Origin of the sequence: Planosporangium mesophilum (assembly GCF_016863255.1) — a bacterium.
In the GTDB taxonomy this organism is placed as follows: Bacteria; Actinomycetota; Actinomycetes; order Mycobacteriales; family Micromonosporaceae; genus Planosporangium; species Planosporangium mesophilum.
Map to the genome: position 1 here is coordinate 13988 of NZ_BOON01000011.1, position 26813 is coordinate 40800.

The 26813-nt window shown below is 70.7% G+C and carries 26 protein-coding genes; 17 read left to right on the top strand and 9 right to left on the bottom strand.

The window, feature by feature from the left end; all coding sequences use genetic code 11:
- Positions 1 to 18 precede the first annotated feature (18 nt).
- Entirely contained in the window at positions 19 to 2058 is a 2040-nt protein-coding gene (tkt, locus tag Pme01_RS06475; RefSeq protein WP_239088054.1) for a transketolase, read from the bottom strand.
- A gap of 389 nt (positions 2059 to 2447) precedes the next feature.
- On the opposite strand from tkt, the gene Pme01_RS06480 reads away from it, so the two are divergent.
- The 3 genes from Pme01_RS06480 (at position 2448) to Pme01_RS06490 (ending at position 4876) form a co-directional block, all read left to right on the top strand.
- On the top strand, positions 2448 to 3431 hold the full coding sequence (locus Pme01_RS06480) for a heme o synthase (RefSeq protein WP_168114785.1): 984 nt from the start codon (positions 2448 to 2450) through the stop codon (positions 3429 to 3431).
- 213 nt (positions 3432 to 3644) lie between these two features.
- A complete protein-coding gene (locus tag Pme01_RS06485; protein ID WP_168114786.1) occupies positions 3645 to 3962 on the top strand; it encodes a hypothetical protein in 318 nt (105 codons plus the stop codon).
- Entirely contained in the window at positions 3959 to 4876 is a 918-nt protein-coding gene (locus tag Pme01_RS06490; RefSeq protein WP_168114787.1) for an ATP-grasp domain-containing protein, read from the top strand. Before Pme01_RS06485 ends, Pme01_RS06490 begins: the two co-directional genes overlap by 4 nt.
- Positions 4877 to 4898: 22 nt before the next feature.
- Here the strand turns inward: Pme01_RS06490 and Pme01_RS06495 are convergent, their stop codons facing one another.
- Entirely contained in the window at positions 4899 to 5855 is a 957-nt protein-coding gene (locus Pme01_RS06495; RefSeq protein WP_373315464.1) for a COX15/CtaA family protein, read from the bottom strand.
- A gap of 107 nt (positions 5856 to 5962) precedes the next feature.
- Here Pme01_RS06495 and Pme01_RS06500 point away from each other — a divergent pair, with 107 nt between their 5' ends.
- The 9 genes from Pme01_RS06500 (at position 5963) to Pme01_RS06540 (ending at position 13230) form a co-directional block, all read left to right on the top strand.
- Positions 5963 to 6706, top strand: a complete 744-nt coding sequence (locus Pme01_RS06500; protein ID WP_168114788.1) for a helix-turn-helix transcriptional regulator — start codon at positions 5963 to 5965, stop codon at positions 6704 to 6706.
- 10 nt (positions 6707 to 6716) lie between these two features.
- Complete coding sequence (sufB, locus tag Pme01_RS06505; protein WP_168114789.1) at positions 6717 to 8138, top strand: Fe-S cluster assembly protein SufB; 1422 nt, start codon at positions 6717 to 6719, stop codon at positions 8136 to 8138.
- Positions 8139 to 8186: 48 nt separating this feature from the next.
- Positions 8187 to 9332, top strand: coding sequence for a Fe-S cluster assembly protein SufD (sufD, locus tag Pme01_RS06510; RefSeq protein ID WP_168114790.1), 1146 nt, complete (start codon positions 8187 to 8189; stop codon positions 9330 to 9332).
- A complete protein-coding gene (locus Pme01_RS06515) occupies positions 9329 to 9652 on the top strand; it encodes a non-heme iron oxygenase ferredoxin subunit (protein WP_373315461.1) in 324 nt (107 codons plus the stop codon). Before sufD ends, Pme01_RS06515 begins: the two co-directional genes overlap by 4 nt.
- Positions 9649 to 10422 carry a Fe-S cluster assembly ATPase SufC gene (gene sufC, locus Pme01_RS06520; RefSeq protein ID WP_168114791.1) on the top strand — a complete coding sequence of 258 codons (774 nt, stop codon included), beginning with the start codon at positions 9649 to 9651 and terminating at the stop codon, positions 10420 to 10422. Before Pme01_RS06515 ends, sufC begins: the two co-directional genes overlap by 4 nt.
- Positions 10423 to 10434: 12 nt before the next feature.
- Positions 10435 to 11694: a cysteine desulfurase gene (locus Pme01_RS06525; RefSeq protein WP_168114792.1), complete on the top strand. Its 1260-nt coding sequence runs from the start codon at positions 10435 to 10437 to the stop codon at positions 11692 to 11694.
- Positions 11691 to 12155: a Fe-S cluster assembly sulfur transfer protein SufU gene (gene sufU, locus Pme01_RS06530; protein ID WP_168114793.1), complete on the top strand. Its 465-nt coding sequence runs from the start codon at positions 11691 to 11693 to the stop codon at positions 12153 to 12155. The genes Pme01_RS06525 and sufU overlap by 4 nt, the downstream gene beginning before the upstream one ends.
- Positions 12071 to 12493, top strand: a complete 423-nt coding sequence (locus tag Pme01_RS06535; RefSeq protein WP_373315462.1) for a metal-sulfur cluster assembly factor — start codon at positions 12071 to 12073, stop codon at positions 12491 to 12493. The genes sufU and Pme01_RS06535 overlap by 85 nt, the downstream gene beginning before the upstream one ends.
- A gap of 80 nt (positions 12494 to 12573) precedes the next feature.
- Complete coding sequence (locus Pme01_RS06540) at positions 12574 to 13230, top strand: acVLRF1 family peptidyl-tRNA hydrolase (protein WP_168114794.1); 657 nt, start codon at positions 12574 to 12576, stop codon at positions 13228 to 13230.
- Between the two features lie 3 nt (positions 13231 to 13233).
- On the opposite strand, the gene ypfJ is transcribed toward Pme01_RS06540, so the two are convergent.
- A complete protein-coding gene (ypfJ, locus tag Pme01_RS06545) occupies positions 13234 to 14169 on the bottom strand; it encodes a KPN_02809 family neutral zinc metallopeptidase (RefSeq protein ID WP_168114795.1) in 936 nt (311 codons plus the stop codon).
- 270 nt (positions 14170 to 14439) lie between these two features.
- Between ypfJ and Pme01_RS06550 the strand changes: the two genes are divergently transcribed.
- Positions 14440 to 16050: an ABC-F family ATP-binding cassette domain-containing protein gene (locus tag Pme01_RS06550; protein ID WP_168114796.1), complete on the top strand. Its 1611-nt coding sequence runs from the start codon at positions 14440 to 14442 to the stop codon at positions 16048 to 16050.
- A gap of 6 nt (positions 16051 to 16056) precedes the next feature.
- Here the strand turns inward: Pme01_RS06550 and Pme01_RS06555 are convergent, their stop codons facing one another.
- Positions 16057 to 17421: a hypothetical protein gene (locus Pme01_RS06555; RefSeq protein ID WP_239088055.1), complete on the bottom strand. Its 1365-nt coding sequence runs from the start codon at positions 17419 to 17421 to the stop codon at positions 16057 to 16059.
- Positions 17422 to 17562: 141 nt separating this feature from the next.
- On the opposite strand from Pme01_RS06555, the gene Pme01_RS06560 reads away from it, so the two are divergent.
- The 3 genes from Pme01_RS06560 to Pme01_RS06570 all read left to right on the top strand — a co-directional run bounded on the left by Pme01_RS06560 (position 17563) and on the right by Pme01_RS06570 (position 20712).
- Positions 17563 to 17790 (top strand): helix-turn-helix domain-containing protein, encoded by a 228-nt coding sequence (locus Pme01_RS06560; protein WP_167925291.1) that lies wholly within the window; start codon positions 17563 to 17565, stop codon positions 17788 to 17790.
- Positions 17787 to 18662, top strand: a complete 876-nt coding sequence (locus Pme01_RS06565) for an enoyl-CoA hydratase/isomerase family protein (RefSeq protein ID WP_168114797.1) — start codon at positions 17787 to 17789, stop codon at positions 18660 to 18662. Before Pme01_RS06560 ends, Pme01_RS06565 begins: the two co-directional genes overlap by 4 nt.
- 106 nt (positions 18663 to 18768) lie before the next feature.
- A complete protein-coding gene (locus Pme01_RS06570) occupies positions 18769 to 20712 on the top strand; it encodes an ABC transporter ATP-binding protein (protein WP_308441033.1) in 1944 nt (647 codons plus the stop codon).
- 62 nt (positions 20713 to 20774) lie between these two features.
- On the opposite strand, the gene Pme01_RS06575 is transcribed toward Pme01_RS06570, so the two are convergent.
- Positions 20775 to 21536, bottom strand: a complete 762-nt coding sequence (locus Pme01_RS06575; protein ID WP_168114798.1) for an SDR family oxidoreductase — start codon at positions 21534 to 21536, stop codon at positions 20775 to 20777.
- Positions 21537 to 21580: 44 nt separating this feature from the next.
- Positions 21581 to 22177 carry a TetR/AcrR family transcriptional regulator gene (locus Pme01_RS06580; protein ID WP_168114799.1) on the bottom strand — a complete coding sequence of 199 codons (597 nt, stop codon included), beginning with the start codon at positions 22175 to 22177 and terminating at the stop codon, positions 21581 to 21583.
- Between the two features lie 158 nt (positions 22178 to 22335).
- On the opposite strand from Pme01_RS06580, the gene Pme01_RS06585 reads away from it, so the two are divergent.
- Positions 22336 to 22983, top strand: coding sequence for an HAD family hydrolase (locus tag Pme01_RS06585; RefSeq protein ID WP_168114800.1), 648 nt, complete (start codon positions 22336 to 22338; stop codon positions 22981 to 22983).
- A gap of 97 nt (positions 22984 to 23080) precedes the next feature.
- Here the strand turns inward: Pme01_RS06585 and Pme01_RS06590 are convergent, their stop codons facing one another.
- The 3 genes from Pme01_RS06590 to Pme01_RS06600 form a co-directional block, all read right to left on the bottom strand.
- A complete protein-coding gene (locus tag Pme01_RS06590) occupies positions 23081 to 23326 on the bottom strand; it encodes a DUF2630 family protein (protein ID WP_168114801.1) in 246 nt (81 codons plus the stop codon).
- 37 nt (positions 23327 to 23363) lie between these two features.
- A complete protein-coding gene (locus Pme01_RS06595; RefSeq protein WP_168114802.1) occupies positions 23364 to 23777 on the bottom strand; it encodes a hypothetical protein in 414 nt (137 codons plus the stop codon).
- 86 nt (positions 23778 to 23863) lie between these two features.
- Entirely contained in the window at positions 23864 to 26680 is a 2817-nt protein-coding gene (locus tag Pme01_RS06600; protein WP_168114803.1) for an aconitate hydratase, read from the bottom strand.
- Positions 26681 to 26813: the final 133 nt, after the last annotated feature.

Genomic DNA, 26813 nt, shown 5'->3' on the forward strand with positions numbered 1-26813 from the left:
TCCCTATGTTCAGTTGCCTCAGTTGCCGGTCGTCTCGCCCTTGATGGATCCGCAGCGTGCCAGCGCGGCGTGCGCCGCCGCCACGACCCGGTCCGGGGTGAAGCCGAACTGCTCGTACAAGACCTTGTACGGCGCACTGGCGCCGTAGTGTTCAATACTCACGCACTCGCCGCCGTTGCCGACGAGGTCGCGCCACGGCATCGCGATGCCGGCCTCGACGCTCACCCGCGCCGGCACCCCGGAGGGCAGAACCTCCTGCTGGTAGGCGCGGTCCTGGGCGCGGAACCACTCCTGGCAGGGCATCGACACCACGCGGGTCGGCACGCCGTCGGCCTCCAGCCGCTCCCGGGCCTCCACGCACAGCGCCACCTCCGAGCCGCTGCCCATCAGGATGACGCGCGGCTGCCCGTTCGAGGCGTCGATGAGGGTGTACCCGCCGCGGGCCAGGCCCTCGGCCGAGGCGACCTTGGTCCGGTCGAAGATCGGTACGTTCTGGCGCGTCAGGGAGAGCGCGGTCGGGCGGTCGGTGTGCCCGAGCGCCGTCCGCCAGGCCTGCGCGGTCTCGTTGGCGTCGGCCGGGCGTACCACGTCGAGGCCCGGGATCGCGCGCAGCGCGGCCAGGTGCTCGATCGGCTGGTGGGTCGGGCCGTCCTCGCCGAGGCCGATCGAGTCGTGCGTCCACACGTACGTCACCGGCAGCTTCATCAGCGCCGCCAGCCGTACCGCCGGGCGCATGTAGTCGCTGAAGACCAGGAAGGTGCCGCCGTACGGCCGGGTCGGGCCGTGTAGCACGATGCCGTTGAGGATCGACCCCATGCCGTGCTCGCGGACGCCGAAGTGCAGGGTACGGCCGTACCAGCTGCCGGGGAACATGTCGGTCGCCCGGTTCGGCGGTACGAACGAGGGCCCCTCGATGGTCGTGTTGTTGCTCTCGGCCAGGTCCGCCGAGCCGCCCCACAGCTCGGGCAGCACCGGCCCGATGGCGTTGAGGACCTTGCCCGACGCCGCCCGGGTCGACATCCCCTTCGGGTCCGGCTCGAACTCCGGCAGCGCCTCGGTCCAGTTCGGCGGCAGCTTCCGCTGCGACACCCGGTCGAACAGCGCCGCGCGGTCCGGGTTGGTCTCGCGCCAGGCCTGGAAGCTCTTCTCCCACTCGGCGTGGAGCTGCCGGCCGCGCTCGATCACCTCGCGGGCGTGCTCGAGGACGGCGTCGTCGACCTGGAACTGCCGGTTGACGTCGAAGCCCAGGATCTTCTTGGTCGCGGCGATCTCGTCACCGCCGAGGGCGGCGCCGTGCGCCTTGCCGGTGTTCTGCGCCTTCGGCGCAGGCCAGGCGATGATCGTACGCAGGCTGATGAACGACGGGCGGCCGGTCTCCGCCTTCGCGGCCTCGAACGCCCGGTACAGCGCGTCGACGTCCTCGGCGTACCCGTCCTCGCCGCGCCAGTTGACCTCCTGGACATGCCAGCCGTACGCCTTGAAGCGCTCCGTCACGTTCTCGGAGAGGGCGATGTCGGTGTTGTCCTCGATGGAGATCTGGTTGTTGTCGTAGACGACGACCAGGTTGCCCAGCTCGAGGTGGCCGGCGAGGGACCCCACCTCGTGGCTGATCCCCTCCTCCAGGTCGCCGTCGGAGCAGAACGCGTAGATGAAGTGGTCGAACGGGCTCTCCCCGGCCGGCGCGTCCGGGTCGAACAGCCCGCGCTCGCGGCGCGACGCCATCGCCATGCCGACCGCGTTGCCCAGGCCCTGGCCCAGCGGACCGGTCGTGGTCTCGACGCCGACGGTGTGGCCGTACTCCGGGTGACCGGGGGTGAGGGAGCCCCACTGGCGCAGCTGCTGCAGGTCCTGGACGCTCAGCCCGTACCCGGAGAGGAAGAGCTGGATGTAGAGGGTGAGGCTGGAGTGCCCCATCGAGAGCACGAACCGGTCGCGACCGATCCAGTGCGGATCGGTCGGGTCGTGCCGCAGCACCCGCTGAAAGAGCAGGTACGCCGCCGGTGCCATGCTCATAGCCGTGCCGGGGTGGCCACTGCCGGCCTCTTCGACCGCGTCCATGGCCAGGACCCGGACCGTGTCGACCGCGCGTCGGTCGACGTCGGACCAGTTCAGCTGAGTCACGTCGGTGCTGCTCCTTTTGGTACTCGAGAGGTGGAGATCACGCGGAGTATGTCGTCATAGATCACCCTACCCATCGGACGGAGCCGCAAAGCACCGGTCGGCCAGTTCTCGCACATGGTCGGTGAACTGCCCGGTACCCCCCGCAGGTGTGAGCTGGCGCGCAATCCCCTGCGGGTCGGCATCTGACCAGCACGAAACGTGTTCTACGATTCGTTGTCTCATACTGTGCGGTAGCTGGGGAAGCCCCGCCCGCCAAGCGACACCGGAAGGTGGCAACCCCGCGTGACATTCCCGCCAGTGCGGTCAGTCTTCCGAGGGCGGCAGCGGTGAGTACGATCGCCGATCGCACCCCTTCCGCCACGGAAGAGACCCTTCAGACGCAGGGAGAGCGGCCGCTGCGGCCGACCGTCATCCGGGAGGTCGTTCCGCCCCGCTCGCGGCCCAAGGCCGTGTTCAAGGCGTACCTGACGCTGACCAAGCCCCGCATCGTCGAACTGCTGCTGGTCACCACCGTGCCGGCGATGCTGTTGGCGGAGCGCAGGGTCCCGTCGCTGTGGCTGATGGCGGTGACGCTGGTCGGAGGCGCGCTCGCCGCCGGCGCCGCGAACGCGCTCAACTGCTACATCGACCGCGACATCGACCCGCTGATGCGGCGTACCTCCAAGCGCCCGCTGCCGGCGCACACGATCGCACCCCGGTCGGCGCTGGTGTTCGGGCTGACCCTGGCGGTCGTCTCGGTGGCGCTGATGGCGGCGTTCACCAACCTGCTCGCCGCGGCGCTGACCGCGATCGCCATCGCCTACTACGACCTCGTCTACACGATGTGGCTCAAGCGCACCACGCCGGCCAACACGTTCTGGGGCGGCGTCTGTGGCGCGATGCCGGTGCTCATCGGGTGGGCCGCGGTGACCGGCAGCCTGGCGTGGCCGGCCTGGGCGATGTTCGCGGTGGTGTTCTTCTGGCAGCCGCCGCACTTCTGGGCCCTGGCGATCCCGTGCAAGGACGACTACGCGCGGGCCGGCATTCCGATGCTCCCCGTCGTCGCCTCGATGCGGCGGGTCGGGCTGGAGATCGTCATCTACAGCTGGATCACGATCGCCGCGTCGCTGGCGCTCTGGCCGCTGGGCATGAGCGTCGGGTACGGGGTCACCGCGATCGTCGTCGGCGCGCTCTTCCTGCTGGAGGCGCACCGGGTGTACGGGCGCGCCCGCCGCGACGAGCCGGTGAAGCCGATGCGCCTGTTCCACCTGTCCACGACTTATCTGACGATTCTGTCAATCGCTATTTCGGTGGATGCCCTGATTCATTGATCCTTTATGTCCTTTTCGTGGCGCGCCACCTGCGAGTTTTCGCAGGTGGCGCGCTGTGTTCCGGCCGCCGGTGACCTGCCGGCGGCCGGGTTGTTTTATCCGTTTCTTGCCTAAATTGTGGCGAATAAATTCCCGAAACATCTTCGTTAGGGTCATCACAATTGATGCATGGAATACGCCAGGTTCCGGACGCCTGTGGTTACCGTGTTGTTCATGGCAGATGTTTCGACGATGACTCTTGAGCCGTCCGTGCCCGGCACCCTGGTTGACGGGCTGCGGTCGTTCGCGGGCGACCACGGCGGAGCCAAGGCGGTCATCGAGTACGTCGGGCGGCGCGGCGCGCGCATCGTGCTCGTCGGTACGGACGGCGCCTGGGGCGACCAGTTCGCACCCAGTACGGACGTGGCCCGGCAGGCGTGCGCCACGGCCGGTGTCGACATCGAGAATGCGTGGGAGCGGGAACTGATCGAGCAGATGCGGCCGAGCAAGGACCTGTGGCGTTCGATGGGGCGACGGTCCCTCGCCCGATGATCGAAAGGAATTCACCCCTCGGAGCGGCCCGGGTTGATCCCCGGGTCGCTCTCGTTACGTGCGCCGAACTGCCCGACCTCGAGCCCGACGACCGGCTCGTCATCGAGCCCCTCGCGGCCCGGGGGGTACGCGCCGAGCCGGTGGTCTGGGACGACCCGGCGGTCGACTGGGCCGCCTACGACCTGGTCGTGGTGCGCTCGCCGTGGGACTACGTCGGCCGGCGCGAGCAGTTCGTGGCGTGGGCCGCCCGCGTGCCGAGGCTGGCGAACCCCGCCGAGGTCATCGCCTGGAACACCGAGAAGACATACCTGGAGCGCCTCGCGGCCGACGGCGTACCGGTGGTGCCGACCGGCTGGGTGCGCCCCGGTGAGACCTGGGTGCCGGCCGGCGACGGCGAGTACGTGGTGAAGCCCGCGGTCAGCGCGGGCAGCCGGGACACCGGCCGGTACGACCTGGCCGACCCGACCCACCGGGAACTGGCCGCCGCCCACGTGGCGCGCCTGCAGGCCGCCGGCCGGCTGACCATGGTGCAGCCGTACCTCGCGGCGGTCGACACCGACGGCGAGACCGGCCTGCTGTTCTTCGGCGGCGCGTTCAGCCACGCCATCCGCAAGGGGCCGATGCTGGAAGGGCCGGACGTTCCCGCGTCGGGCGACCGGCCGCCGGGGCTTTTCCGGCCCGAGCGCATCGAGGCGCGGCAGCCGTCACCGGCCGAGATGGAGGTGGCGGAGAAGGTGCTGGCCGCCATCCCGGGCGGCGCCGAGCGCCTGCTGTACGCCCGCGTCGACCTCATCCCGGGGCCGGACGGGTCCCCGATGCTGATCGAGCTGGAGCTCACCGAGCCGTCGCTGTTCCTGGACCGCGCGCCCGGCGCCCCCGAGCGGCTCGCGGACGCGATCGCACAACGCCTCTGACCTCTCGATGATCCTGGAGCGGCTAGGCGCGGGGACGGGCCAGCGCGGCCGGTAGGGGGTCGGAGGCCGCCTGTGCCGCGGGTGACACGGGGCTCGACCCCTCGGCGGGCGCCGGGCGGATCGCCTCCAGGACGGCGAGGACCGCCACCCACACCACGGCGGCGCCGACCATGTGCAGCCCGACGGCGAGGACCGGCAGGTGCAGGAAGTACTGCACGAAGCCGATCACGCCTTGCCCCAGTTCGACCGCGATCAGCCAGCCGGCCGCCCGCCGGGCGCTCGTCGGGGCGCCGACGGCGCGCAGCGCGTACCACAGCGCCACGGACAGGCCCAGCAGCAGGAACACCAGGTCGGCGTGGAGCTGCGAGACCTCCTGCGGGTCCAGGCCGGTACGGTGGGCGCCCGCGTCGCCGGCGTGCGGGCCGCTGCCGGTGACCACGGTGCCGACCGCCAGGACGGCGGCCGCGACGACCACGGTCAGCCGGGTCAGCGCGGTCAGCGGCCGGGGCAGGTCGGCGCCGGCCGGGGCGCCGCCGGCGCGGACCCAGAGCTGGTAGGCCGCCGCGATGACCGCCATGGAGGCGAGGAAGTGCAGCCCGACCAGCCACGGGTTGAGGTTGCTGAGCACCACGATGCCGCCGATCACGGCCTGGGCCGGGATCTGGGCGAGCACCAGCACCGACCACAGGGTCAGCGAGCGGTTGCGGGGCCGCTGGCAGAGGGCGGCGACCACGCAGAGGAGCGCGAGCAGCCCGACGACGAAGGTGAGCGACCGGTTGCCGAACTCGATCACGCCGTGCAGGCCCATCTGCTGAGTCGTCACGTACGAGTTCGCGGTGCAGCGGGGCCAGGTCGGGCAGCCGAGGCCGGAGCCGGTCAGCCGGACGGCGCCGCCGGTGCCGACGAGGACGATGTTGGCCACCAGGGACGCCAGGGCGAGGTGGCGCAGCAGGGACGGCGTACCGAGAAGCCGGCGGATGGAGCTCACCTGGCGATCGTACTGACAGTGGTGCCCGCAACCGGAGTGGCCCGGGTCACCGGAGGTGCCGTTTGCGTCCGGGGAAGGAAATACGTAACACTGGTGTTGTGAAAAACGCGGCCGTACTCGCCGAGCGGACCGGAGCCCTTGACCGGGATCCGTCCGACGGCCGTACCCGCGATCGCGTGGCCCAGCTGCTGCTGCAGTACGGGTCGGCGACCACCAACGAGCTTAGCGAGGCGCTCGGCCTGAGCTGCGCGGCCATCCGCCGCCACCTGGACGCCATGCTCGGCGACGGGCTGGTGGAGGCGCGGGAGCAGTCGGTGCGCGGCCCGCGTGGGCGGGGGAGGCCGGCCAAGGTCTTCTCGCTCACCGAGAGCGCCCGGGAGTCGTTCCCGCACGCGTACGACGGCCTTGCCACCGCCGCACTGCGCTGGATCGCCCAGCACGGCGGCCCGGCCGCGGTGAGCGCGTTCGCCACGGCCCAGCTCGCCGCACTGGAGGAGCGTTGCCGCGCCGCCATGCTGGAGGCCGGCGACGACACCCTCGCACGGGCAAAGGCGCTCGCCAGCGCGCTGACCGCCGAGGGGTACGCTGCCGGCGCGTCGACGATCGCGTCCGGCGGCCAACTCTGCCAGCACCACTGCCCGGTGGCGCACGTGGCCGCCGAGTTCCCGCAGCTGTGCGAGGCCGAGACCCAGGTGATCTCCCGGCTCGTCGGCACGCATGTGCAGCGGCTGGCGACGATCGCCAACGGCGACGGCGTGTGTACCACACACATTCCGACGCGCCGGCCGCTCGATAAGCCGGCACAGCACCAGACAGATCACGACAAGACAACCGGATCGTGAGGACCGCCCGATGACCGAACAGATGATCGAGCCGATGGACCAGCTTGCCGGCCTCGGCACGTACGAGTACGGCTGGGCCGACTCCGACCTCGCCGGCGCTTCGGCGCGACGCGGCCTCGACGAGGACGTCGTTCGCGACATCTCGGCGAAGAAGAACGAGCCGGAGTGGATGCTCGACCTGCGGCTCAAGGGCCTGCGGCTGTTCGGCCGCAAGCCGATGCCGGCCTGGGGCGCGGACCTGTCCGGGATCGACTTCGACAACATCAAGTACTTCGTCCGCTCGACCGAGAAGCAGGCGGCGAGCTGGGACGACCTGCCCGCGGACATCAAGAACACCTACGACAAGCTGGGCATCCCGGAGGCCGAGAAGCAGCGGCTGATCGCGGGTGTCGCGGCGCAGTACGAGTCCGAGGTCGTCTACCACAAGATCAACGAGGAGCTGGAGCGGCAGGGCGTCCTCTTCCTCGACACCGACACGGCGCTCAAGGAGCACCCGGAGCTCTTCAAGGAGTACTTCGGCACCGTGATCCCGGTCGGTGACAACAAGTTCGCCTCGCTCAACACCTCGGTGTGGTCGGGTGGCTCGTTCATCTACGTGCCGAAGGGCGTGCACGTGGAGATCCCGCTGCAGGCGTACTTCCGGATCAACACCGAGAACATGGGCCAGTTCGAGCGGACCCTGATCATCGTCGACGAGGGCGCGTACGTGCACTACGTCGAGGGCTGCACCGCGCCGATCTACTCGTCGGACTCGCTGCACTCCGCGGTCGTCGAGATCATCGTCAAGAAGAACGCCCGGTGCCGGTACACGACGATCCAGAACTGGTCGAACAACGTGTACAACCTGGTCACCAAGCGCGCCGTCTGCTCCGAGGGCGCGACCATGGAGTGGATCGACGGCAACCTCGGCTCCAAGGTGACCATGAAGTACCCGGCCGTCTACATGTACGGCGAGCACGCCAAGGGCGAGGTCCTGTCGGTCGCGATGGCCGGCGAGGGCCAGCACCAGGACGCCGGCGCCAAGATGGTGCACGCCGCGCCGCACACCTCCTCGAGCATCATCTCCAAGTCGATCGCCCGGGGTGGCGGCCGCACCAGCTACCGGGGCCTGGTCCAGGTCCTGGAGGGCTCGCACCACTCGAAGTCGACCGTCAAGTGCGACGCGCTGCTGGTCGACACGATCTCCCGCTCCGACACGTACCCGTACGTGGACGTGCGTGAGGACGACGTCGCGATGGGCCACGAGGCGACCGTCTCCAAGATCAGTGATGACCAGCTCTTCTACCTGATGAGCCGGGGCATGACCGAGGACGAGGCCATGGCGATGATCGTGCGCGGCTTCATCGAGCCGATCGCCAAGGAGCTCCCGATGGAGTACGCGCTCGAGCTCAACCGACTCATCGAACTGCAGATGGAGGGGGCGGTCGGCTAACGCCCCCCGCTGCCGCGGTGCCCACCCGATCCTGATCAGAAGGAAGCTATGACCCAGTCCGTCGCGCCGCCGAAGACCAAGTCCCAGGCGTTGCGCTCCTACGATGTTGCCGATTTCCCGGCGCTCACCGGCCGGGAGGAGGAGTGGCGGTTCACGCCGCTCAAGCGGCTGCGCGGCCTCGCGACCGCGACCGGCGGCACCGCCACCGGTCCGGCGCCCAAGCACGAGTACGGGCAGTTGCCTGCCGGCGTCAGCGTCTCCACCGTGGATCGCGAGGACCCCCGGGTCGGTTCGCTGCTGACCCCGTTCGACCGGATCAGCGCGCTGGCCTACGGCGCCGCCGACTCCGCCCTGCTGGTCAGCGTCGCGCGCGGCGCCACGCCGGAGCAGGCGGCCGTGATCCGCCTGGTCGGCGGTGGCGGCGAGGGCGTGTCGTTCGGGCACACCTTCGTCGAGGTCGGCCCGCTGGCCGAGGCGACCCTGGTGCTGGAGCAGACCGGCTCGACCACCCTCGCGGACAACATCGAGGTGTCGGTCGGCGACGGTGCCCGGCTGGTCTTCGTGACCGTGGCCGACTGGGCGCCCGACGCGGTACAGGCCCAGCACGTCCGGTTCCGGCTGGGCCGCGACGCCAAGGTGACCCACGTCCAGGTGACGCTCGGCGGTGACCTGGTCCGCCAGTTCACCAGCGTCGAGTACGGCGACCGGGGCGGCGACTGCGAGGCGTACGGCCTGTACTTCGCCGACTCCGGCCAGCACCTGGAGCACCGGCTGCTGGTCGACCACGCGGTGCCGGACTGCCGCAGCTACGTCGCGTACCGCGGCGCGCTGCAGGGCAAGGAGGCGCACACGGTCTGGGTCGGCGACGTGCTGATCCGGGCCGAGGCCACCGGCACCGACACGTACGAGGTCAACCGCAACCTGGTCCTGACCGACGGGGCTCGGGCGGACTCGGTACCGAACCTGGAGATCGAGACCGGTGAGGTCGCCGGCGCCGGACACGCCAGCGCCACCGGAAGGTTCGACGACGAGCAGCTGTTCTACCTGATGGCCCGGGGCATCCCGGCCGAGGAGGCGCGCAAGCTGGTCGTCCGCGGCTTCTTCAACGAGCTGCTCGGCAAGATCCCGGTCGAGGACCTGCGGGAGCGCCTGGCCGACACGATCGAGGCGCGGCTGGCAGAGGTGGATCAGTGACGTCGGTGCGGATCTGTTCCGTCGACGACATCGCCAAGGGCGAGGTCATCGCGGTGACGGTCGACGACACCCCGCTGGCGGTGGTGCACTGCGAGGACGGCAGCTTCCACGCCGTCCACGACGAGTGCTCGCACGCGGCGATCCCGCTGTCCGAGGGCGAGGTCGACGGCTGCACGCTCGAGTGCTGGCTGCACGGCTCGCGCTTCGACCTGCGCACCGGCAAGCCGACCGGGCCACCGGCGACCGAGCCCGTACCCGTCTACTCCGTCGAGGTCCGCGACGGCGACATCTACGTGAACCTGAGCGAGGAGAGCAAGTGAGCACCCTGGAGATCCGCGACCTGCAGGTCTCGGTCAAGCTGCCCGACGGCGAGCTGAAGCCGATCCTGGCCGGGGTCAACCTGACCGTACGGTCCGGCGAGACGCACGCGATCATGGGCCCCAACGGCTCGGGCAAGTCGACGCTCGCGTACTCGATCGCCGGGCACCCCAAGTACGAGATCACCGGCGGCTCGGTGACGCTCGACGGCGAGGACGTCCTCGCGATGACCGTCGACGAGCGCGCCCGCGCCGGCCTGTTCCTGGCGATGCAGTACCCGGTCGAGGTGCCGGGTGTGTCGGTGGCGAACTTCCTGCGTACCGCGAAGACCGCCATCGACGGCGAGGCGCCGAAGCTGCGCACCTGGAGCAAGGAGCTCAAGGGCGCGATGGAGCGGCTGCACATGGACCCGGCGTTCGCCCAGCGCAACGTCAACGAGGGCTTCTCCGGCGGCGAGAAGAAGCGGCACGAGATCGTGCAGCTCGAGCTGCTCAAGCCGAAGATCGCCATCCTGGACGAGACCGACTCCGGCCTCGACGTCGACGCGCTGCGCATCGTTAGCGAGGGCGTCAACCGGGTACGCGACACCGGCGACACCGGCATGCTCCTGATCACGCACTACACGCGGATCCTGCGGTACGTGAAGCCGGACTTCGTGCACGTCTTCGTCGCCGGCCGGATCGTCGAGGAAGGCGGTCCCGAACTGGCCGAGAAGCTGGAAGAGGAAGGCTACGAGCGGTACCTCGCCGGCGCCGGCCCCGCGAACGCATAGGACGGAGTTTCGATGACGGCCACCCTCCCGATGTACGACGTCCAGGCCGTGCGCGCCGACTTCCCGATCCTGGCGCGCCAGGTCAACGGCGCGCCGCTGGTCTACCTGGACTCGGCGGCCACGTCCCAGAAGCCGCGCCAGGTCCTGGACGCGCTGCGTGAGCACTACGAGCAGCGCAACGCCAACGTGTCCCGCTCGGTGCACGCGCTGGGCACGGAGGCCACCGAGGCGTACGAGGGTGCCCGGGCCAGGGTGGCCGCCTTCATCGGGGCGGCCACGGCGGAGGAGGTCGTCTTCACGAAGAACTCCACCGAGGCGATCAACCTGCTGGCGCACGCGTTCTCGGAGCGCAGCATCGACCCGAGGTTCCGGCTGGGCCCCGGCGACGAGATCGTGATCTCCGAGATGGAGCACCACTCGAACATCCTGCCGTGGCAGCTGCTGTGCGAGCGTACCGGCGCGACCCTGCGCTGGTTCGGCCTCACAGATGACGGCCGGCTCGACGAGTCCGACCTCGACGCGCTGGTCAACGAGCGGACCAAGCTGGTGTCGCTGGTGCACGTGTCCAACATCCTGGGCACGGTCAACGAGACCGCGCGGATCGTCGCGCGGGCGCACCAGGTCGGCGCGCTGGTGATGCTGGACGCGTCGCAGTCCGTACCGCACCTGCCCGTCTCGGTGTCCGAGCTCGGGGTGGACTTCATCGCCTTCACCGGGCACAAGATGTGCGGGCCCACCGGCATCGGCGCGCTCTGGGGCCGGTACGAGCTGCTGCTGGCGATGCCGCCGTTCCTGGGCGGCGGCTCGATGATCGAGACCGTCACGATGCAACGGTCGACGTACGCGCTGCCGCCGATGAAGTTCGAGGCGGGCACCCCGCCGATCGCCGAGGCGGTCGGGCTGGGCGCGGCCGTGGACTACCTGTCGGCGGTCGGTATGGAGGCCATCCACCAGCACGAGGTGGACCTCGCCGGGTACGCGCTCGGCGCCCTGGCGACAGTGCCGGACCTGCGGGTCATCGGTCCCCAGAAGACCGAGGGCCGGGGCGGGACGATCTCCTTCGCGCTCGGGGACATCCACCCGCACGACGTCGGGCAGATCCTCGACAACGAGGGTGTCGAGGTACGCGCCGGCCACCACTGCGCCCGCCCGGTCTGCGCCCGGTACGGCGTACCGGCCACCACCCGCGCCTCGTTCTACCTGTACACGACCACCGACGAGATCGACGCGATGGTGCGCGCCTTGGAGAAGGCGCGGAAGGTGTTCGGGTGAGGGCTGTGGACGACCTCTACCAGGAGATCATCCTGGATCACTACAAGCACCCGCACGGGCGGGGGCTGCGCGAGCCGTACCGGGCCGAGGCGCACCACGTCAACCCGACCTGCGGCGACGAGGTGACGATCCGGGTCGACGTGGCCGACGATCGGATCACCGACGTCTCGTACGAGGGCGTCGGCTGCTCGATCAGCCAGGCGTCGGCCAGCGTGCTGCACGAGACGATGGTCGGGCTGCCGGTCATCGAGGCCCTGGCGCGCCACGACGCGTTCGCCGCGCTGATGGTCGGCCGGGGTCAGGTCGAGCCTGACGAGGATGTCCTCGGCGACGCGGTAGCGTTCGCCGGGGTGGCCCGCTACCCGGCGCGGGTCAAGTGCGCGCTGCTGTCGTGGATGGCGTTCAAGGACGCCCTCGCGCGGGCGGCCGTTCCAGAGTCGAACGTGGGAGGCACATCATGAGCGAGGTCACCGCCAAGGCGTCTGTCGACGACGTCGAAGAGGCCATGAAGGACGTCGTCGACCCGGAGCTCGGTATCAACGTGGTTGATCTCGGTCTGGTGTACGGCATCCACGTCGACGACGAGAACGTCGCCACCCTCGACATGACGCTGACCTCGGCCGCCTGCCCGCTCACCGACGTGATCGAGGACCAGGCCCGCTCGGCGCTGTGCAAGGGCCCGGGTGGCGGGCTGGTCAACGACATGCGCATCAACTGGGTCTGGATGCCGCCGTGGGGTCCGGACAAGATCACCGACGAGGGCCGCGAGCAGCTGCGCGCGCTCGGCTTCAACGTCTGACGCCACACTCCGCGATCCTGGTCACCTGACGGGCCGGTAGCGCCGTCAGGTGTCCACGACTGCCAGTTATCGTCGTCGACATGGGGAGCAGGCCCGCGGCGGGCGGAGGACGGTGGGTCGAGGTCGACCCCGAGCGGCTGCCCCGCTGGCTGGCCGGTTTCCGCGAGCGGCACGGCGACGTGATCGCGCGACGGCTCCCGGACGGGCTCGCACTCACCGCCGCGGACGGCGAGGTGGCCGAGTGCCACCTGCTCCTCGGTTCGGCGGGCGACCTCGACGACCTGGCGACCGAGGCGCTGCGCCCGCACCGGCTGGGGCTGCTGCTGGTACGGCGGGGCGGGTACGGCATCGGCGTCGCGCAGGGGACCGAACTGGTCGAGTCCAAGGTCGGCAGCCGGTACGTGCAGAGCCGTACGGCCGCTGGCGGCTGGTCGCAGCAGCGGTTCGCCCGCCGCCGCGACAACCAGGCCCGCGCCGCGGCCGGCGAGACCGTGGACACCGTCCTTCGCCTGCTCGTACCGCAGGCGAAGGTTCTGGACGCGCTGGTGACCGGGGGAGACCGCCGGCTGGTCGACGAGGTGCTGGCCGATCCGCGCCTCGCGCCGCTGCGCGAGCTGCGGGCCGAGCGCTTTCTCGACGTACCCGATCCCAAGCTCGCCGTCCTGAAGACGGCCGTGGCCGGCGCGCGGAAGGTCCGGATCCGGCTGCCTGACACCGGGTCCGGACCTTCCGGGTGACGACTAGACGCCGCGGCCGAACGTGTCGCAGGTACGGGCGTCGCCGCTGTTGTAGCCCTGGTTGAACCACTTCTGGCGGTCGTCGGACGAGCCGTGGGTGAACTTCGACTCGTCGACCCCGCCGCCCATCTTCTTCTGGATCGCGTCGTCACCGACCGCGGCGGCCGCGTCCAGCGCCTCCCGGACGTCCTGCGGCGTGACGGAGGTGAACAGGGCCTGGCCCTGGGCGCTCCTGGTCTCGGTGGCGTGGTTGGTCCACACCCCGGCGTAGCAGTCGGCCTGCAGCTCCAGCATCACCGAGTACTGGTTGGCGTTGTTCGGGTCGCGCTGTTGCGCCCGGCGCATCTGGGCCTCGGTACCGAGCAGGTCCTGCACGTGGTGGCCGTACTCGTGGGCGAGCACGTACGGCTGGGCGAACTGGCCCTTCGCGCCGAACCGGCTGGACAGCTCGTCGTAGAAGGCCAGGTCGATGTACACCTTGTCGTCGGCCGGGCAGTAGAACGGCCCGACACCGGAGTCGGCCTGCCCACAGGCGGTGCTGACGGCGCTGGAGAAGTAGTGGGTGGGCGCCTTCTGGTACGGCTTGCCGAACGTCTCCGGCAGCGTGGTCTGCCAGTACGCCTGGATCGAGTTGACGTAGAGCAGGTTGCGACAGTCGGCGTCCTTGAACCGGTCGGGATTGCTCTTGTCGCACTTCTGCTCGAGCGTGGTGTTGTTGCCCTGGCCGCTGTCGTCGCCGCCGCCGCCGAGCAGGCTGCGGCCGAACGTACCGCCGCCGACCAGCAGGCCGATCACCACGACGACGATCGTGATGATCATCCCACCCCCGCCGCCGCCCATCGGGATCGGCAGGCCGAAGCCGCGGCCGCCTCCGCCACCGGCTCCCCGTGCGTCCTCGACCTGGCTGGTGTCCAGATCAGCGTTCTCGTTGAGTTCCATCTCGACCTCGATCGCCGCTCACGTCCATGAAAATGACCACTGCCACGAATATGACCGCTGTCACCGCTGCGCCGGACCAGGTCCGCGCGCCCGGTTCGTACCCTACGATCTCGATCGATAATCGTGTCGCTGGTCGGGGTGGGGGAGCGGGTACACTGGTCGCGTGCTCGCCCGCAGAGACTGACCCGCCCGCGCCGACCGCTTCGAGCGGCCGGCGCCGCTGTGTGCCCCGGTCAGTGCCCGATCGTCAAAGAGAGCGAGCTTTCCCGCATGATTACCGCTTCCGCCCTGGAACTGCGCGCCGGCGCCCGGATCCTGCTGTCCGACGCCACGCTGCGTATCCAGCCGGGGGACAGGATCGGTCTCGTCGGCCGTAACGGCGCCGGCAAGACCACGACGCTGAAGGTGCTCGCCGGTGAGGGGCAGCCGTACAGCGGTACGGTCGACGCCCGCGGCCCCGTCGGATACCTGCCGCAGGACCCCCGCACCGGCGACCTGACGCAGTCCGCCCGCGACCGGGTGCTCTCCGCGCGCGGCCTGGACACGCTGATGACGGAGATGCACAAGATCGAGGTCGAGCTGGCCGGGTCGCCGCCGCAGCGCGACGCGCTGCTGCGCCGCTACGGCGCCCTCGAGGACCAGTTCGCCGGCCTCGGCGGGTACGCCGCGGAGGCGGAAGCGGCCCGGATCTGCGCCAACCTCGCGCTGCCGGACCGGGTCCTGGAGCAGTCGCTGGGCACCCTCTCCGGTGGCCAGCGCCGCCGCATCGAGCTGGCCCGCATCCTGTTCCGCGACGCGACCGAGACCGGCGGCGGCATCCTGCTGCTCGACGAGCCGACCAACCACCTCGACGCGGACTCCATCACCTGGCTGCGCGGCTTCCTCGCCGGGCACAAGGGCGGCCTCGTGGTGATCAGCCACGACGTCGGGCTGCTCGACGCGGTCGTCAACAAGGTGTGGTACCTCGACGCCAACCGGTCCACGATCGACATGTACAACCTCGGCTGGAAGGCGTACCTCGAGGCGCGCGAGACGGACGAGCGGCGCCGGCGGCGCGAGCGCGCCAACGCCGAGAAGAAGGCCGGCGCGCTGAAGGCGCAGGCCGACAAGATGCGGGCCAAGGCGACGAAGGCGGTCGCCGCGCAGAACATGGCCCGCCGCGCCGAGAAGCTGCTCTCCGGTCTGGAGGACGAGCGGGTCTCCGACAAGGTGGCGAAGGTCCGCTTCCCGGCGCCGGCCCCGTGCGGCAAGACCCCGCTGACGGCGAAGGGCCTGTCCAAGACCTACGGCTCGCTGGAGATCTTCCTCGACGTCGACGTCGCCGTCGACCGCGGCTCCCGGGTGGCGATCCTCGGGCTCAACGGCGCGGGCAAGACGACCCTGCTGCGCATGCTCGGCGGTCTGCTGGAGCCCGACACCGGCGAGGTCATGGCCGGTCACGGCCTGCGGATCGGGTACTACGCGCAGGAGCACGAAACCCTCGACGTCGACCGGACGATCCTGGAGCACATGCGCTCGGCCGCGGCCGACCAGAACGACACCGAGCTACGCAAGATCCTCGGCGCCTTCCTGTTCAGCGGCGACGACGTCGACAAGCCGGCCGGGGTGCTCTCCGGCGGCGAGAAGACCCGGCTGGCGCTGGCGACGCTGGTCTGCTCCGGCGCCAACGTGCTGCTGCTCGACGAACCGACCAACAACCTCGACCCGGTCAGTCGGGAGCAGGTGCTCGACGCGATCGCCCGCTACCCCGGCGCGATCGTTCTGGTGACGCACGACCCGGGCGCGGTCTCCGCGCTCAAGCCGGACCGGGCGATCCTGCTGCCCGACGGCGTCGAGGACGCCTGGAGCGACGACCTGCTGGAGCTGGTCGAGCTGGCGTAAGTACGCCTACCAGGGCGTCGCCAGGACCGCCTCGATCACGACCGCGACCACGGCCCCGAGGGCGGTGAGCGCGAGCGGGGCGGGCACCGGCGTACCGGCCTGCCGCTCCGGCGCCACCGCCGCGACCGTCAGCCACGGGAAGAACGGCAGCCAGGCGTGCTCCACGCCGCCCCGGGCCAGCCCGGCGAGGACCGAGAACAGCACCGCCACGCCCGCGCCGACCAGGAACGGCCAGGCCGGCGTGTTGCGTACCTTGCGCAGGCTGGCCAGCAGCGGCGGCCCGACCGCGAGCAGCAGCGCCACCAGGCTGATCCCGCTCCACCACAGCGCCGAGCGGTGCGGTACCACCCGGCTGGTCCAGTCGTGCTGGGCGACCCCGAGCCCGCTGGCCCAGGAGAAGCCGAGCAGGTACGAGGTGGCCAGCACCGGAATCAGTACGCCGATGCCGCTGGCGAGGTTGAGGAACGGCCGCCGCCGGGCGAAGTACAGCAGGATCAGGGCCAGACCGAGCCAGGGCACCGAGTACGAGAACAGCGCGGCCACCCCGGCCAGCAGTCCGGCGACGCCGGCCCAGGCGGCGGCGCGCCGGCCGGTACGCCCGGGCGCGCTGGCGCGTACGCCGGCGGCGATCATCGCGGCGCCCAGCATCGCGACGATCCCGTCCAGGCTGACCGCCGTCCACACCGCGTACGGGGCCAGGACCAGCACCGGGAGGTAGCGGCGGGCCGTCAGCTCACCACAGGTGCCGCTCACGGCGGCCAGTACCAGCGGCACGGTGACCGTGCCGAGCGCGGTGATCAGCAGTCCGAGCGCCAGGTTGTCCGAGATCCCGATCCGGTGCAGCGCCCAGAGCAGGATCACCGGTCCCGGTGGGTGCCCGCGCGCCGCCACCGACAGCTCACCGGCTCGTTCGGTGAAGTGGCGGACGAAGTCCACCGGGGTGTCGCCGACCGCGGCCAGGTCGGCGGAGTACTCGTCCGGAGAGCTCAGCGCCCGGGTCAGCCCGGACTCGCCGTCCGCGACGGCGAGCGCGAGGGCCCATGCCAGCGCGGTCAGGTACGACCAGACCAGCACGAGCCGCCACGGCAGCCGGTCGAGCCAACCACGTGCCCCGAGCACCAGGACCACGGCGGCGACAGCGGGGGCGAGCAGGCTCGCCGGGCCGAGTTGCAGCCGGTACCGGCCGAGAAACGGGGCACTCGCGGTGCCCAATTGCGCACCGGCGCGTACCGCGAGCGCGGTCAGAGCGAGCCCGGCGACGGTGAGGACCAGCCAGCCGAGGGCGTCGCGCCACGGCCTGGGTACGGGTTCCGGGAGGCGCCGTGGCTGCCCGGGCACACCCTCGGTCACGACGACCCCCGCTCTGCTCATCACGGGCCATCACGGTATCGGGTACCCGACAGCCGTGTGCGTGTCGGTTGGCGCGGGGTCGATATCTGGCGCATGATCGCCTGAGGCGGTCTAATAGGTGAGACCGCACCAACCGCTCAGTCTGGGACGTGAGGAATCAACATGGCAGCCACCGCCACCACCACCAGTACCGAGAAGGGTCGCCGGATCGTCGGAGCCGAACGCCAGACGCTCGCCAAAGATCTCGTGAAGCGCTACACCAGCGGTGAGAGCATCCGTGCGCTGGCCTCGTCGACCGGCCGTTCCTACGGCTTCGTGCACCGTGTGCTCACGGAGTCCGGAGTCCAGCTGCGTCAGCGCGGCGGCGCACGTCGGCGGAAGAAGGCGTGACCGGGCGCGAGAGCTCGAACGCGGCTCATTTTCACGGAGTACGGCTAGATCGTGAAGGGCCGGTCGCAACGGTCACGTTGTGCCGGCCCGAGGTCCTCAACGCGCAGACCCCCGCCATGTGGGCGGCGCTCCGCGATATCGCTCGAGAATTGCCGGGCGACGTTCGTGTCGTGGTGGTTCGCGGTGAGGGAAGAGCATTTTCGGCGGGTCTCGACCTGTCGGTGGCCGGAGCGCTTACGTCGGGGGGCGGGGCGTCGGGGGGCACGGCCACGGACGGTGCCGAGACCGTTGACGGCGCTGCTGGCGCCGGTGAACCACCGGCGCCCAGCGGCAGTTTTGCGGACCTCGTGCGCCTTCCTCCGGAACGCGCGCAGGACCGGATCGCCTTCTACCAGGAGGGCTTCTCCTGGCTGCGCCGCCCCGATCTGATCACGATCGCCGCGGTGCACGGGCACGCCATCGGCGCGGGCTTCCAGCTTGCGCTGGCGTGTGACTTCCGCATCGTCAGCGACGACGCGTCGTTTTCGATGGCCGAGGTGAAGCTCGGCCTCGTTCCCGACCTCACCGGCTCGAAGCGGCTGGTGGAGCTGGTCGGGTACGCCCGGGCGCTGGAGATCTGCGTGACCGGACGGCGGGTGCCGGCGGCCGAGGCCGAGCGCATCGGCCTGGCCAACCTGGTCGTCGGGCGCGCCGACCTCGACGGGGCGGTAGCCGATCTCACCGCGGCCGTCCTGGCCGGTCCGCGCGACGCGGTGGTCGAGATCAAGGCCCTCATCGCCGCGGCCGCCGGGCGGGACTTCGCCGCTCAGGAGGCGGCCGAGCGGGCCGCGCAGATCCGCCGCCTACGCGATCTTGCCGGAGTCGGCGAGTAACCTGCCGTAGGAGAAGTCCGGGAAGAAAGCGCTCACACCCACGGTTGTCCATGCCGTCCGCGACATCGGTGTGCGGGCGCGACGCGGAGGTGTGTCGGTGGGCCCGATGGGTGGCATGGGCGGCTGGGAGACGCTGCGCGCGATGCGGCGCGAGGGCGATCTCGCCGGTCGCAAGATCGGCCGGGAGACCGCGCGGCGCGTGATGGCGTTCGCGCGGCCGTACCGGCGCGACATCGTCGTCTTCCTGCTGTCGGTCGTCGTGGCGGCCGGCATCGGGGTCGCCACGCCGCTGCTGGCCGGCCGGGTGGTCAACGAGATCACCGGCGGCGGCCCCGGTGCGGCGTCGGCGGTGATCCGCACCGCACTGTTCATCGGGGGCCTCGCGGTCGCCGACGCGCTGCTCTCGCTGGTCCAGCGGTGGTACTCGGCCCGCATCGGTGAGGGGATCATCCTCGACCTGCGCACCCGGGTCTACGACCACGTGCAGCGCATGCCGCTGCAGTTCTTCACACGTACCCAGACCGGCGCCCTGGTCAGCCGGCTCAACAACGACGTACTGGGCGCGCAGCGGGCGTTCACCTCGACGCTGTCCGGCGTGGTCAGCAACGTCATCCAGCTCGCCCTCACCGCCGCGGTCATGTTCACCCTGTCCTGGCAGGTCACCGCGCTGTCGCTGGTCCTGCTGCCGGTGTTCGTGCTGCCGGCCCGGCGTATCGGCCGGCGGCTGGCCGACATCACCCGCGAGTCGTACCAGCTCGACGCGAAGATGAACGCGACGATGACCGAGCGGTTCGGCGTGGCCGGCGCGCTGCTGGTCAAGCTGTTCGGTCGCCCGGACGTCGAGGCGAAGCGCTTCGGCGAGCGGGCCACCCGGGTACGCGACATCGGGATCGAGTCGGCGATGTACAGCCGTACCTTCTTCGTCGCGATGCTGCTGGTCGCCTCGCTGGCACAGGCGCTGACCTACGGCCTGGGCGGCTGGCTGGCCGTACGGGGCGCGTTCAGCGCCGGTACCGTCGTGACCCTCGCGCTGCTGCTCACGCGGCTGTACGGGCCGCTCACCGCGCTGTCGAACGTGCGGGTGGACGTGATGAGCGCGCTGGTGTCGTTCGAGCGGGTCTTCGAGGTGCTCGACCTCAAACCGGGCATCTCCGAGAAGCCGGACGCCCGGGCGATCCCGCGCGGCGCCGGTCGGGTCGAGTTCCGGGACGTGTCCTTCCGGTACCCGAGCGCGGCCGAGGTCTCGCTGGCCTCCCTCGAAGACGTCGCCGCGCTGGACCGCACCGCGAGCGAGCCGGTCCTGCGCGGGGTGTCCTTCACCGTCGAGCCCGGGCAGATGGTGGCGCTGGTCGGACCGTCCGGCGCCGGCAAGTCCACCATCGCGATGCTGGTGCCCCGGGTGTACGACGTGACCGACGGCAGTGTGCTCGTCGGGGACGTCGACGTGCGGGGCGCGACGCTCGAGTCCCTGCGCGACACGATCGGGGTGGTCACGCAGGACTCCCACCTGTTCCACGAGACGATCGCGGAGAACCTCCGGTACGCCCGACCCGACGCCACCGACGAGGAGCTGTGGACCGCGCTGGAGCGGGCGCAGGTCGGTCACCTGATCCGCGACCTGCCCGACGGCCTGGACACCGTGGTGGGGGAGCGGGGGTACCGCTTCTCCGGCGGTGAGAAGCAGCGGATCGCGATCGCCCGGCTGCTGTTGAAGGCCCCGTCGGTCGTGATCCTGGACGAGGCGACCGCCCACCTGGACTCGGAGTCCGAGGCGGCGGTGCAGCAGGCCCTCGCCGCGGCGCTGACCGGGCGGACAGCGCTCGTCATCGCGCACCGGCTGTCGACCGTGCGCGACGCCGACCAGATCCTCGTCGTCGACGGCGGGCGGATCGTCGAGCGGGGCACCCACGACGAACTGGTCGCCGCCGGCGGCCTGTACGCCGAGCTGTACCGCACCCAGTTCGCGGTCGCCGGCTCGCCGCGACCGTTCGCCGAGGAGCTCCCGCCGGGAGCGATCGTCACGGTGCCCGACGACGAGTTCGTGGACTGACCGGCTTTTGTCACGAAGCGGCGCCCGGGCCCCCGGGTGCCGCTTCGTGCTCTCAGGTGCCGCTAATAGCCGCGCACCGACCCGCCGTCGACCGGCAGCGTCAGGCCGGTCAGGTAGCTCGCCGCCGGCGACAGCGCGAACGCCGCCACCCGGCCGAACTCCTCCGGCTCGGCCATCCGGCGCAGCGGGATCTGCGCCTCGAACTCGGACGCGGCCCGGTCCGGATCGCCGCTCGCGGCGATCAGTTCCTTCATGCGGTCGGTCTTCACCCGGCCCGGCAGCAGGCTCACCACCCGGATGCCCCGAGGGCCGAGCTCGTCGGCCATGTCCTTGGCGGCACCGGCCAGGCCGGGCCGCAGCCCGTTGGAGATGCCGAGGCCGGGAATCGGCTGGCGGACGGAGGTCGACAGGACGAACCCGATCGCGCCGCCGGCGTCGAGGCGGGCGGCGACGGTACGCGCGGTCCGGATCGCACCCAGGAAGACGGTCCGGAAGGCCTGCTCCCACTGCTCGTCGCTGACCTGGAGCGCGGATCCGGGCGGCGGGCCGCCGACCGAGATCAGCGCGCCGTCGAGGCGCCCGAAGCGCTCCTGGGCGAGGTCGACCAGGCGGCCGGGGGTGGCGGGGTCGGAGAGGTCGGCGGCGATCCCGGCGGCGCCGGCGGAGCCGCCGAGGCGCTCCACCGCCTCCTTCACCCGTTCCTCGTCGCGAGAGGAGATGACCACGCGCGCGCCGTCGGCGACGAGGCACTGCGCGGTGGCGAAGCCGAGGCCACGGGAGGCTCCGGTCAGTACGTACACCCGGTCGGCAAGTCCAAGGTCCATTCCCGAATCCTAGGGAAGGCCCGACCGTGCGTGCCGCCCGGGGATCAGCGGCGGCGCACGGTCTCCTCGACCAGGTCGAGCACGGCTTCGAGGTCGTCGGCGGGCCGGCCGGTGGCCAGGTGCAGCACGAGGCCGTCGTACGCCAGCTCGAGGAACTGGGCGAGCACGTCGACGGGTACGTCCGCGCGCAGCACCCCGGCCTCGCGCTGGCGGACCAGCCGTTCCCGGGTGGCGGCCGAGATCGCCTCGGCCCGGGCGGCCCACCGCTTGGCGAACTCCGGATCGGTACGCAGCCGGCGGGACACCTCGAGCTGGGTACCGAGCCAGCCGGCCACCTCCGGCTCTCCGGTGGCCTCGACCGGCGGTTCGGCGGCCCGGCCTAGCAGGTCGCGCATGACCTGGACGAGTCCGTGCTCGGCGACGGTGGCCACCATCGCGGCGGCGTCGTCCTCGGCGACCGCGAGGAAGAGCGACTCCTTGTCCCGGAAGTGGTGGAAGATCGCGCCCCGGGACAGGCCGATCTCGTCCTCCAGCCGGCGTACGGTCGCGCCTTCGTACCCGTGGCGGGCAAAACAGGTACGCGCTCCGGCGAGGATCTCGCGTCGGCGCGCGTCGAGTTGGTCCTGGCTGACCCTGGGCACGGAACGATCGTGACAGCCTGGTACCGGCTTGTGCAATTTCACCGACGATCATCACGCAACCAGGCCCGGTCGGCGCCCCGGTGGTGGCGCCCGGTTGCAAATTTCCGCTCCCCGAAGGGACTGTCAGGGAACCGACACTGTGACGTATGGTCGCCCGCGTGCCCCTGTTGCTACTCAGCCTCGACAACACGCTGATTGATCGAGACGGGGCATTTCGTGCGTGGGGACAGGACTTTCTCGAACGGGTCGGGGCGCCCGAGTACGACCTGGACTGGCTGCTCTCCGTGGACGCGGACGGCATGACCCCGGCCTGGGACCTGGCCGACGCGATCCAGACCCGGTACCGGCTGCACGTCTCCTCGCTCGACCTGGTGGAGATCGTCCGGGAGGGGCTGCTGGAGCGGCTGCGGTTGGACCCGCTGGTCGCGTGCGCGCTCGGGATCGCCGAGGACGCCGGTTGGGTACCGGTGGTGGTCACCAACGGGGAGACCCGGCTGCAGGAGGAGAAGCTCCGGCGTACCGGCCTGGACCGCTACCTCGCCGCCTGGGTCATCTCGGAGGAGGCGGGCTGCAGCAAGCCCAACCCGCGCATCTTCGGGATCGCGGCCGAGCGGGCCCGGGTCCGCCTGCGGGGCGCCTGGCTGATCGGCGACGTACCCGAGGCCGACATCGCCGGCGCCGACGCGATCGGCGTGCCGAGCATCTGGCTGCACCGGGGGAGGGACTGGCCGGAGTCGAGGTTCGCGCCGACCCGCACGGTCGACACTGCCATCGAGGCGCTGGCCGTGCTCATGGGCGCCACGTAGTCCGGTTGCGTTGACGGCAGGTATCGCCTCACGACTTCACCGGTTATTTGGTAATGGACAAAGGGGCCCGACCCGGGTCGGGCCCGTCGACCGCCGGTTACTGGAGGTAGTCCTCGACCTCGTCGGCGGGGCGCGGCGCCTCGAAATCCGGATCCCGGCCCCGCTCCGCGGCGTTGCGGCGGCGTCGCAGCAGGTCCCAACACTGGTCCAGCGACCGCTCGATCTGGCGCAGCCGGGCCTGCTCCTCGGCGGACGACAGTTCGCCGGCCATGACCTGGGACCGGAGCTTGTGCTCCTCGTCGACCAGCTGGTTGATGTGCCCCAGGATCGGGTTCTCGTCCATGTCCGCGACCTCTACCCACCGGCGCGGTCGGCAACCGTCAGTCGGCGATCCACCGGCGCAGGTCGGCACCGAACGGTGTGAACGAGGCGGCCAGGTAGGCGCCGGTCGCCAGCACCGCCATCAGCAACAGCCACCGGGTAGCGCGGTCGGCCCTGGCCGCCGGGAGGCCCAGCTGCGGTACGCCGACCACCAGCAGCATCGCCGCCGGCAGTTGGCCGTGCAGGACGGCGAGGGACACCACGACGTACCCGAGCATCAGCGGGGCCGGTACCAGGTCCTTGGGGTCGACCGGCGTGCCGAGAAGACCCGCGTGGCTCCAGCTGAGGCGGGCGACCCCGTACAGGCAGAGCGCGCCCAGGTATCCCACGGGTGCCACCAGCATGGCCGTGGCGAGGAGGCGGGGCACGAACGTCGGCGGCGCCGCGGTGGACGTGGAGATCGGCTCATCCATGCCGATAGATGCTAGGCGAGGTGGACCATGAAGCAGGGCGCCCCGCCCACCGTGATCGCGGTGAGCGGGGCGCCCCGGGTGAAACGTCAGTTCGCGAGCATCCGCCGCAGCACGTACTGCAGGATGCCGCCGTGCCGGTAGTAGTCGGCCTCGCCGGGGGTGTCGATGCGGACGACCGCGTCGAACGTGACCCCGGTGTCGGTGCTGACCGTGACCGCGCGCGGCGTGGTACCGGCGTTGAGCTCCTCGATCCCGGAGATCGTGAACGTCTCGGTGCCGGTCAGGCCGAGCGACTCGGCGTTCTCGCCGGTCGGGAACTGGAGCGGCAGGACGCCCATGCCGATCAGGTTGGACCGGTGGATCCGCTCGTAGCTCTCCGCGATGACGGCCCTCACGCCGAGCAGCATCGTGCCCTTGGCCGCCCAGTCCCGCGACGAGCCCGAGCCGTACTCCTTGCCGGCCAGGATCACCAGCGGCACGCCGGCCTCGGCGTACGCCTCCGACGCTTCGAAGATGCTGGTCTGCTCGCCGGTGAGGTGGTTGACCGTGAAGCCACCCTCGACACCCGGTACGAGCTGGTTGCGCAGCCGGATGTTGGCGAACGTGCCCCGGATCATCACCTCGTGGTTGCCCCGGCGGGAGCCGTACGAGTTGAAGTCACGCTTGTCGACGCCGTGCTCGGACAGGTACTTCCCGGCCGGGGAGTCGGCCTTGATCGAGCCGGCCGGCGAGATGTGGTCGGTGGTCACCGAGTCGCCCAGCTTGGCGAGCACCCGGGCGTCGGCGATGTCCGACACCGGCGCCGGCTGCGCGGCCATGCCCTCGAAGTACGGCGGCTTGCGCACGTACGTCGAGTCCGAGGCCCATTCGAACGTGTCACCGGTCGGGGTGGGCAGTGACTGCCAGCGCTCGTCACCGGCGAACACGTCGGCGTAGTCGCGGGAGAACATCTCGCTCGCGATCGCGGACGCCACGACGTCCTCGATCTCCAGCGCCGTCGGCCAGATGTCACGCAGGTACACCGGCTCCCCGTCGCTGCCCGTACCGAGCGGCTCGTTGGCCAGGTCGATGTCCATCGTGCCGGCGAGGGCGTACGCGACCACCAGCGGCGGGGACGCCAGGTAGTTCATCTTGACGTCCGGGTTGATCCGGCCCTCGAAGTTCCGGTTGCCCGACAGCACGCTGACCGCGGTCAGGTCGTTGTCGTTGATCGCGGCGCTGATCTCGTCCTGCAGCGGGCCGGAGTTGCCGATGCAGGTGGTGCAGCCGTATCCGACCAGGTTGAAGCCCAGCTTCTCCAGGTACGGGGTCAGGCCGGCCCGCTCGTAGTAGTCCATGACGACCTTGGAGCCCGGGGCGAGGGTGGTCTTCACCCACGGCTTGCGGGCCAGGCCCCGGTCGACCGCCTTCTTGGCCAGCAGCGCGGCGCCGAGCATGACCTGCGGGTTGGACGTGTTGGTGCAGGACGTGATCGCGGCGATCACGACCGCGCCGTGGTCCAGCTCGAACGTCGAGCCGTCCTCCATGGTCACCGTGACCGGGTTGGACGGCCGGCCGGCGGCACCGACCGCGGCCGAGATCAGGTCGCGCGGCTTGTCGGCGGGGTCTTCGACGCCGTTGACCGCGGGCGAGTCACTGGCCGGGAAGGACTCGGCGCTGGCCTCGTCGGCCCTGCCCTCGACGCCGTTGGACGCCGACTCGACGGTCATCGGCACCGGCACCTTGACGTAGTCCTTGAGCGCGGCCCGGAACAGGGTCTTCGCGCTCAGCAGCGGCACCCGGTCCTGCGGACGCTTCGGGCCGGCGAGCGACGGCTCGACCGTCGACAGGTCCAGCTCCAGGCGCTCGGAGTAGACCGGCTCGGCGGCCGGGTCGTGCCAGAGGCCCTGCTCCTTGGCGTATGCCTCGACCAGCGCCAGCTGCGAGTCGTCGCGGCCGGTCAGACGCAGGTAGCGGATGGTCTCGTCGTCGATCGGGAAGATGGCGACGGTCGAGCCGTACTCAGGGCTCATGTTGCCGATGGTGGCCCGGTTGGCCAGCGGCACGGCGCCCACGCCCGGCCCGTAGAACTCGACGAACTTGCCGACCACGCCGTGCTTGCGCAGCATCTCGGTGATGGTGAGCACCAGGTCGGTGGCGGTGGTGCCCTCGGGCAGCTCACCGCTGAGCTTGAAGCCGACGACCTTGGGGATGAGCATGCTCACCGGCTGGCCGAGCATCGCGGCCTCGGCCTCGATGCCGCCCACGCCCCAGCCCAGCACGCCGAGGCCGTTGACCATGGTGGTGTGCGAGTCGGTGCCGACGACGGTGTCGGGGTAGGCGACGCCGTTGCGGGTCATGATCGTACGCGCGAGGTACTCGATGTTGACCTGGTGCACGATGCCGGTGCCCGGCGGGACGACCTTGAACTCGTTGAACGCGGTCTGGCCCCAGCGCAGGAACTGGTAGCGCTCCTGGTTGCGCTGGTATTCCAGGTCGACGTTGCGCACGAAGGCGTCCTCGCGGCCGAACAGGTCGGCGATGACCGAGTGGTCGATGACCAGCTCGGCGGGGGCGAGGGGGTTCACCTTGGTGGCGTCGCCGCCCAGGTCGCGGACGGCCTCCCGCATCGTGGCGAGGTCGACGACGCAGGGGACGCCGGTGAAGTCCTGCATCAGTACCCGCGCCGGGGTGAACTGGATCTCCACGCTCGGGTCGGCGGTCGGGTCCCACTCGCCGAGCGCCCGGATGTGGTCGGCGGTGATGTTCGCGCCGTCCTCGGTCCGCAGCAGGTTCTCCAGGAGGACCTTCAGGCTGTACGGCAGACGCGCCGAACCCTCCACCGTGCTGATCTTGTAGATCTCGTAACTGGCGTCACCGACGCCTAGCTGGCTCCGGGCGCCAAACGAGTCGAGGCTGGCCACGTGTACTCCTCGCGTCACTGGTTGGTCGGCTAGCAGTGTCCCGCAGGTGGGGTCGGCCGGCTACGGCGGGTCAGCCCTCGGCGTGTCCACCCTAAGAAAACCGTACGTCCGTCTTGTTAAACGGCGCAACCTC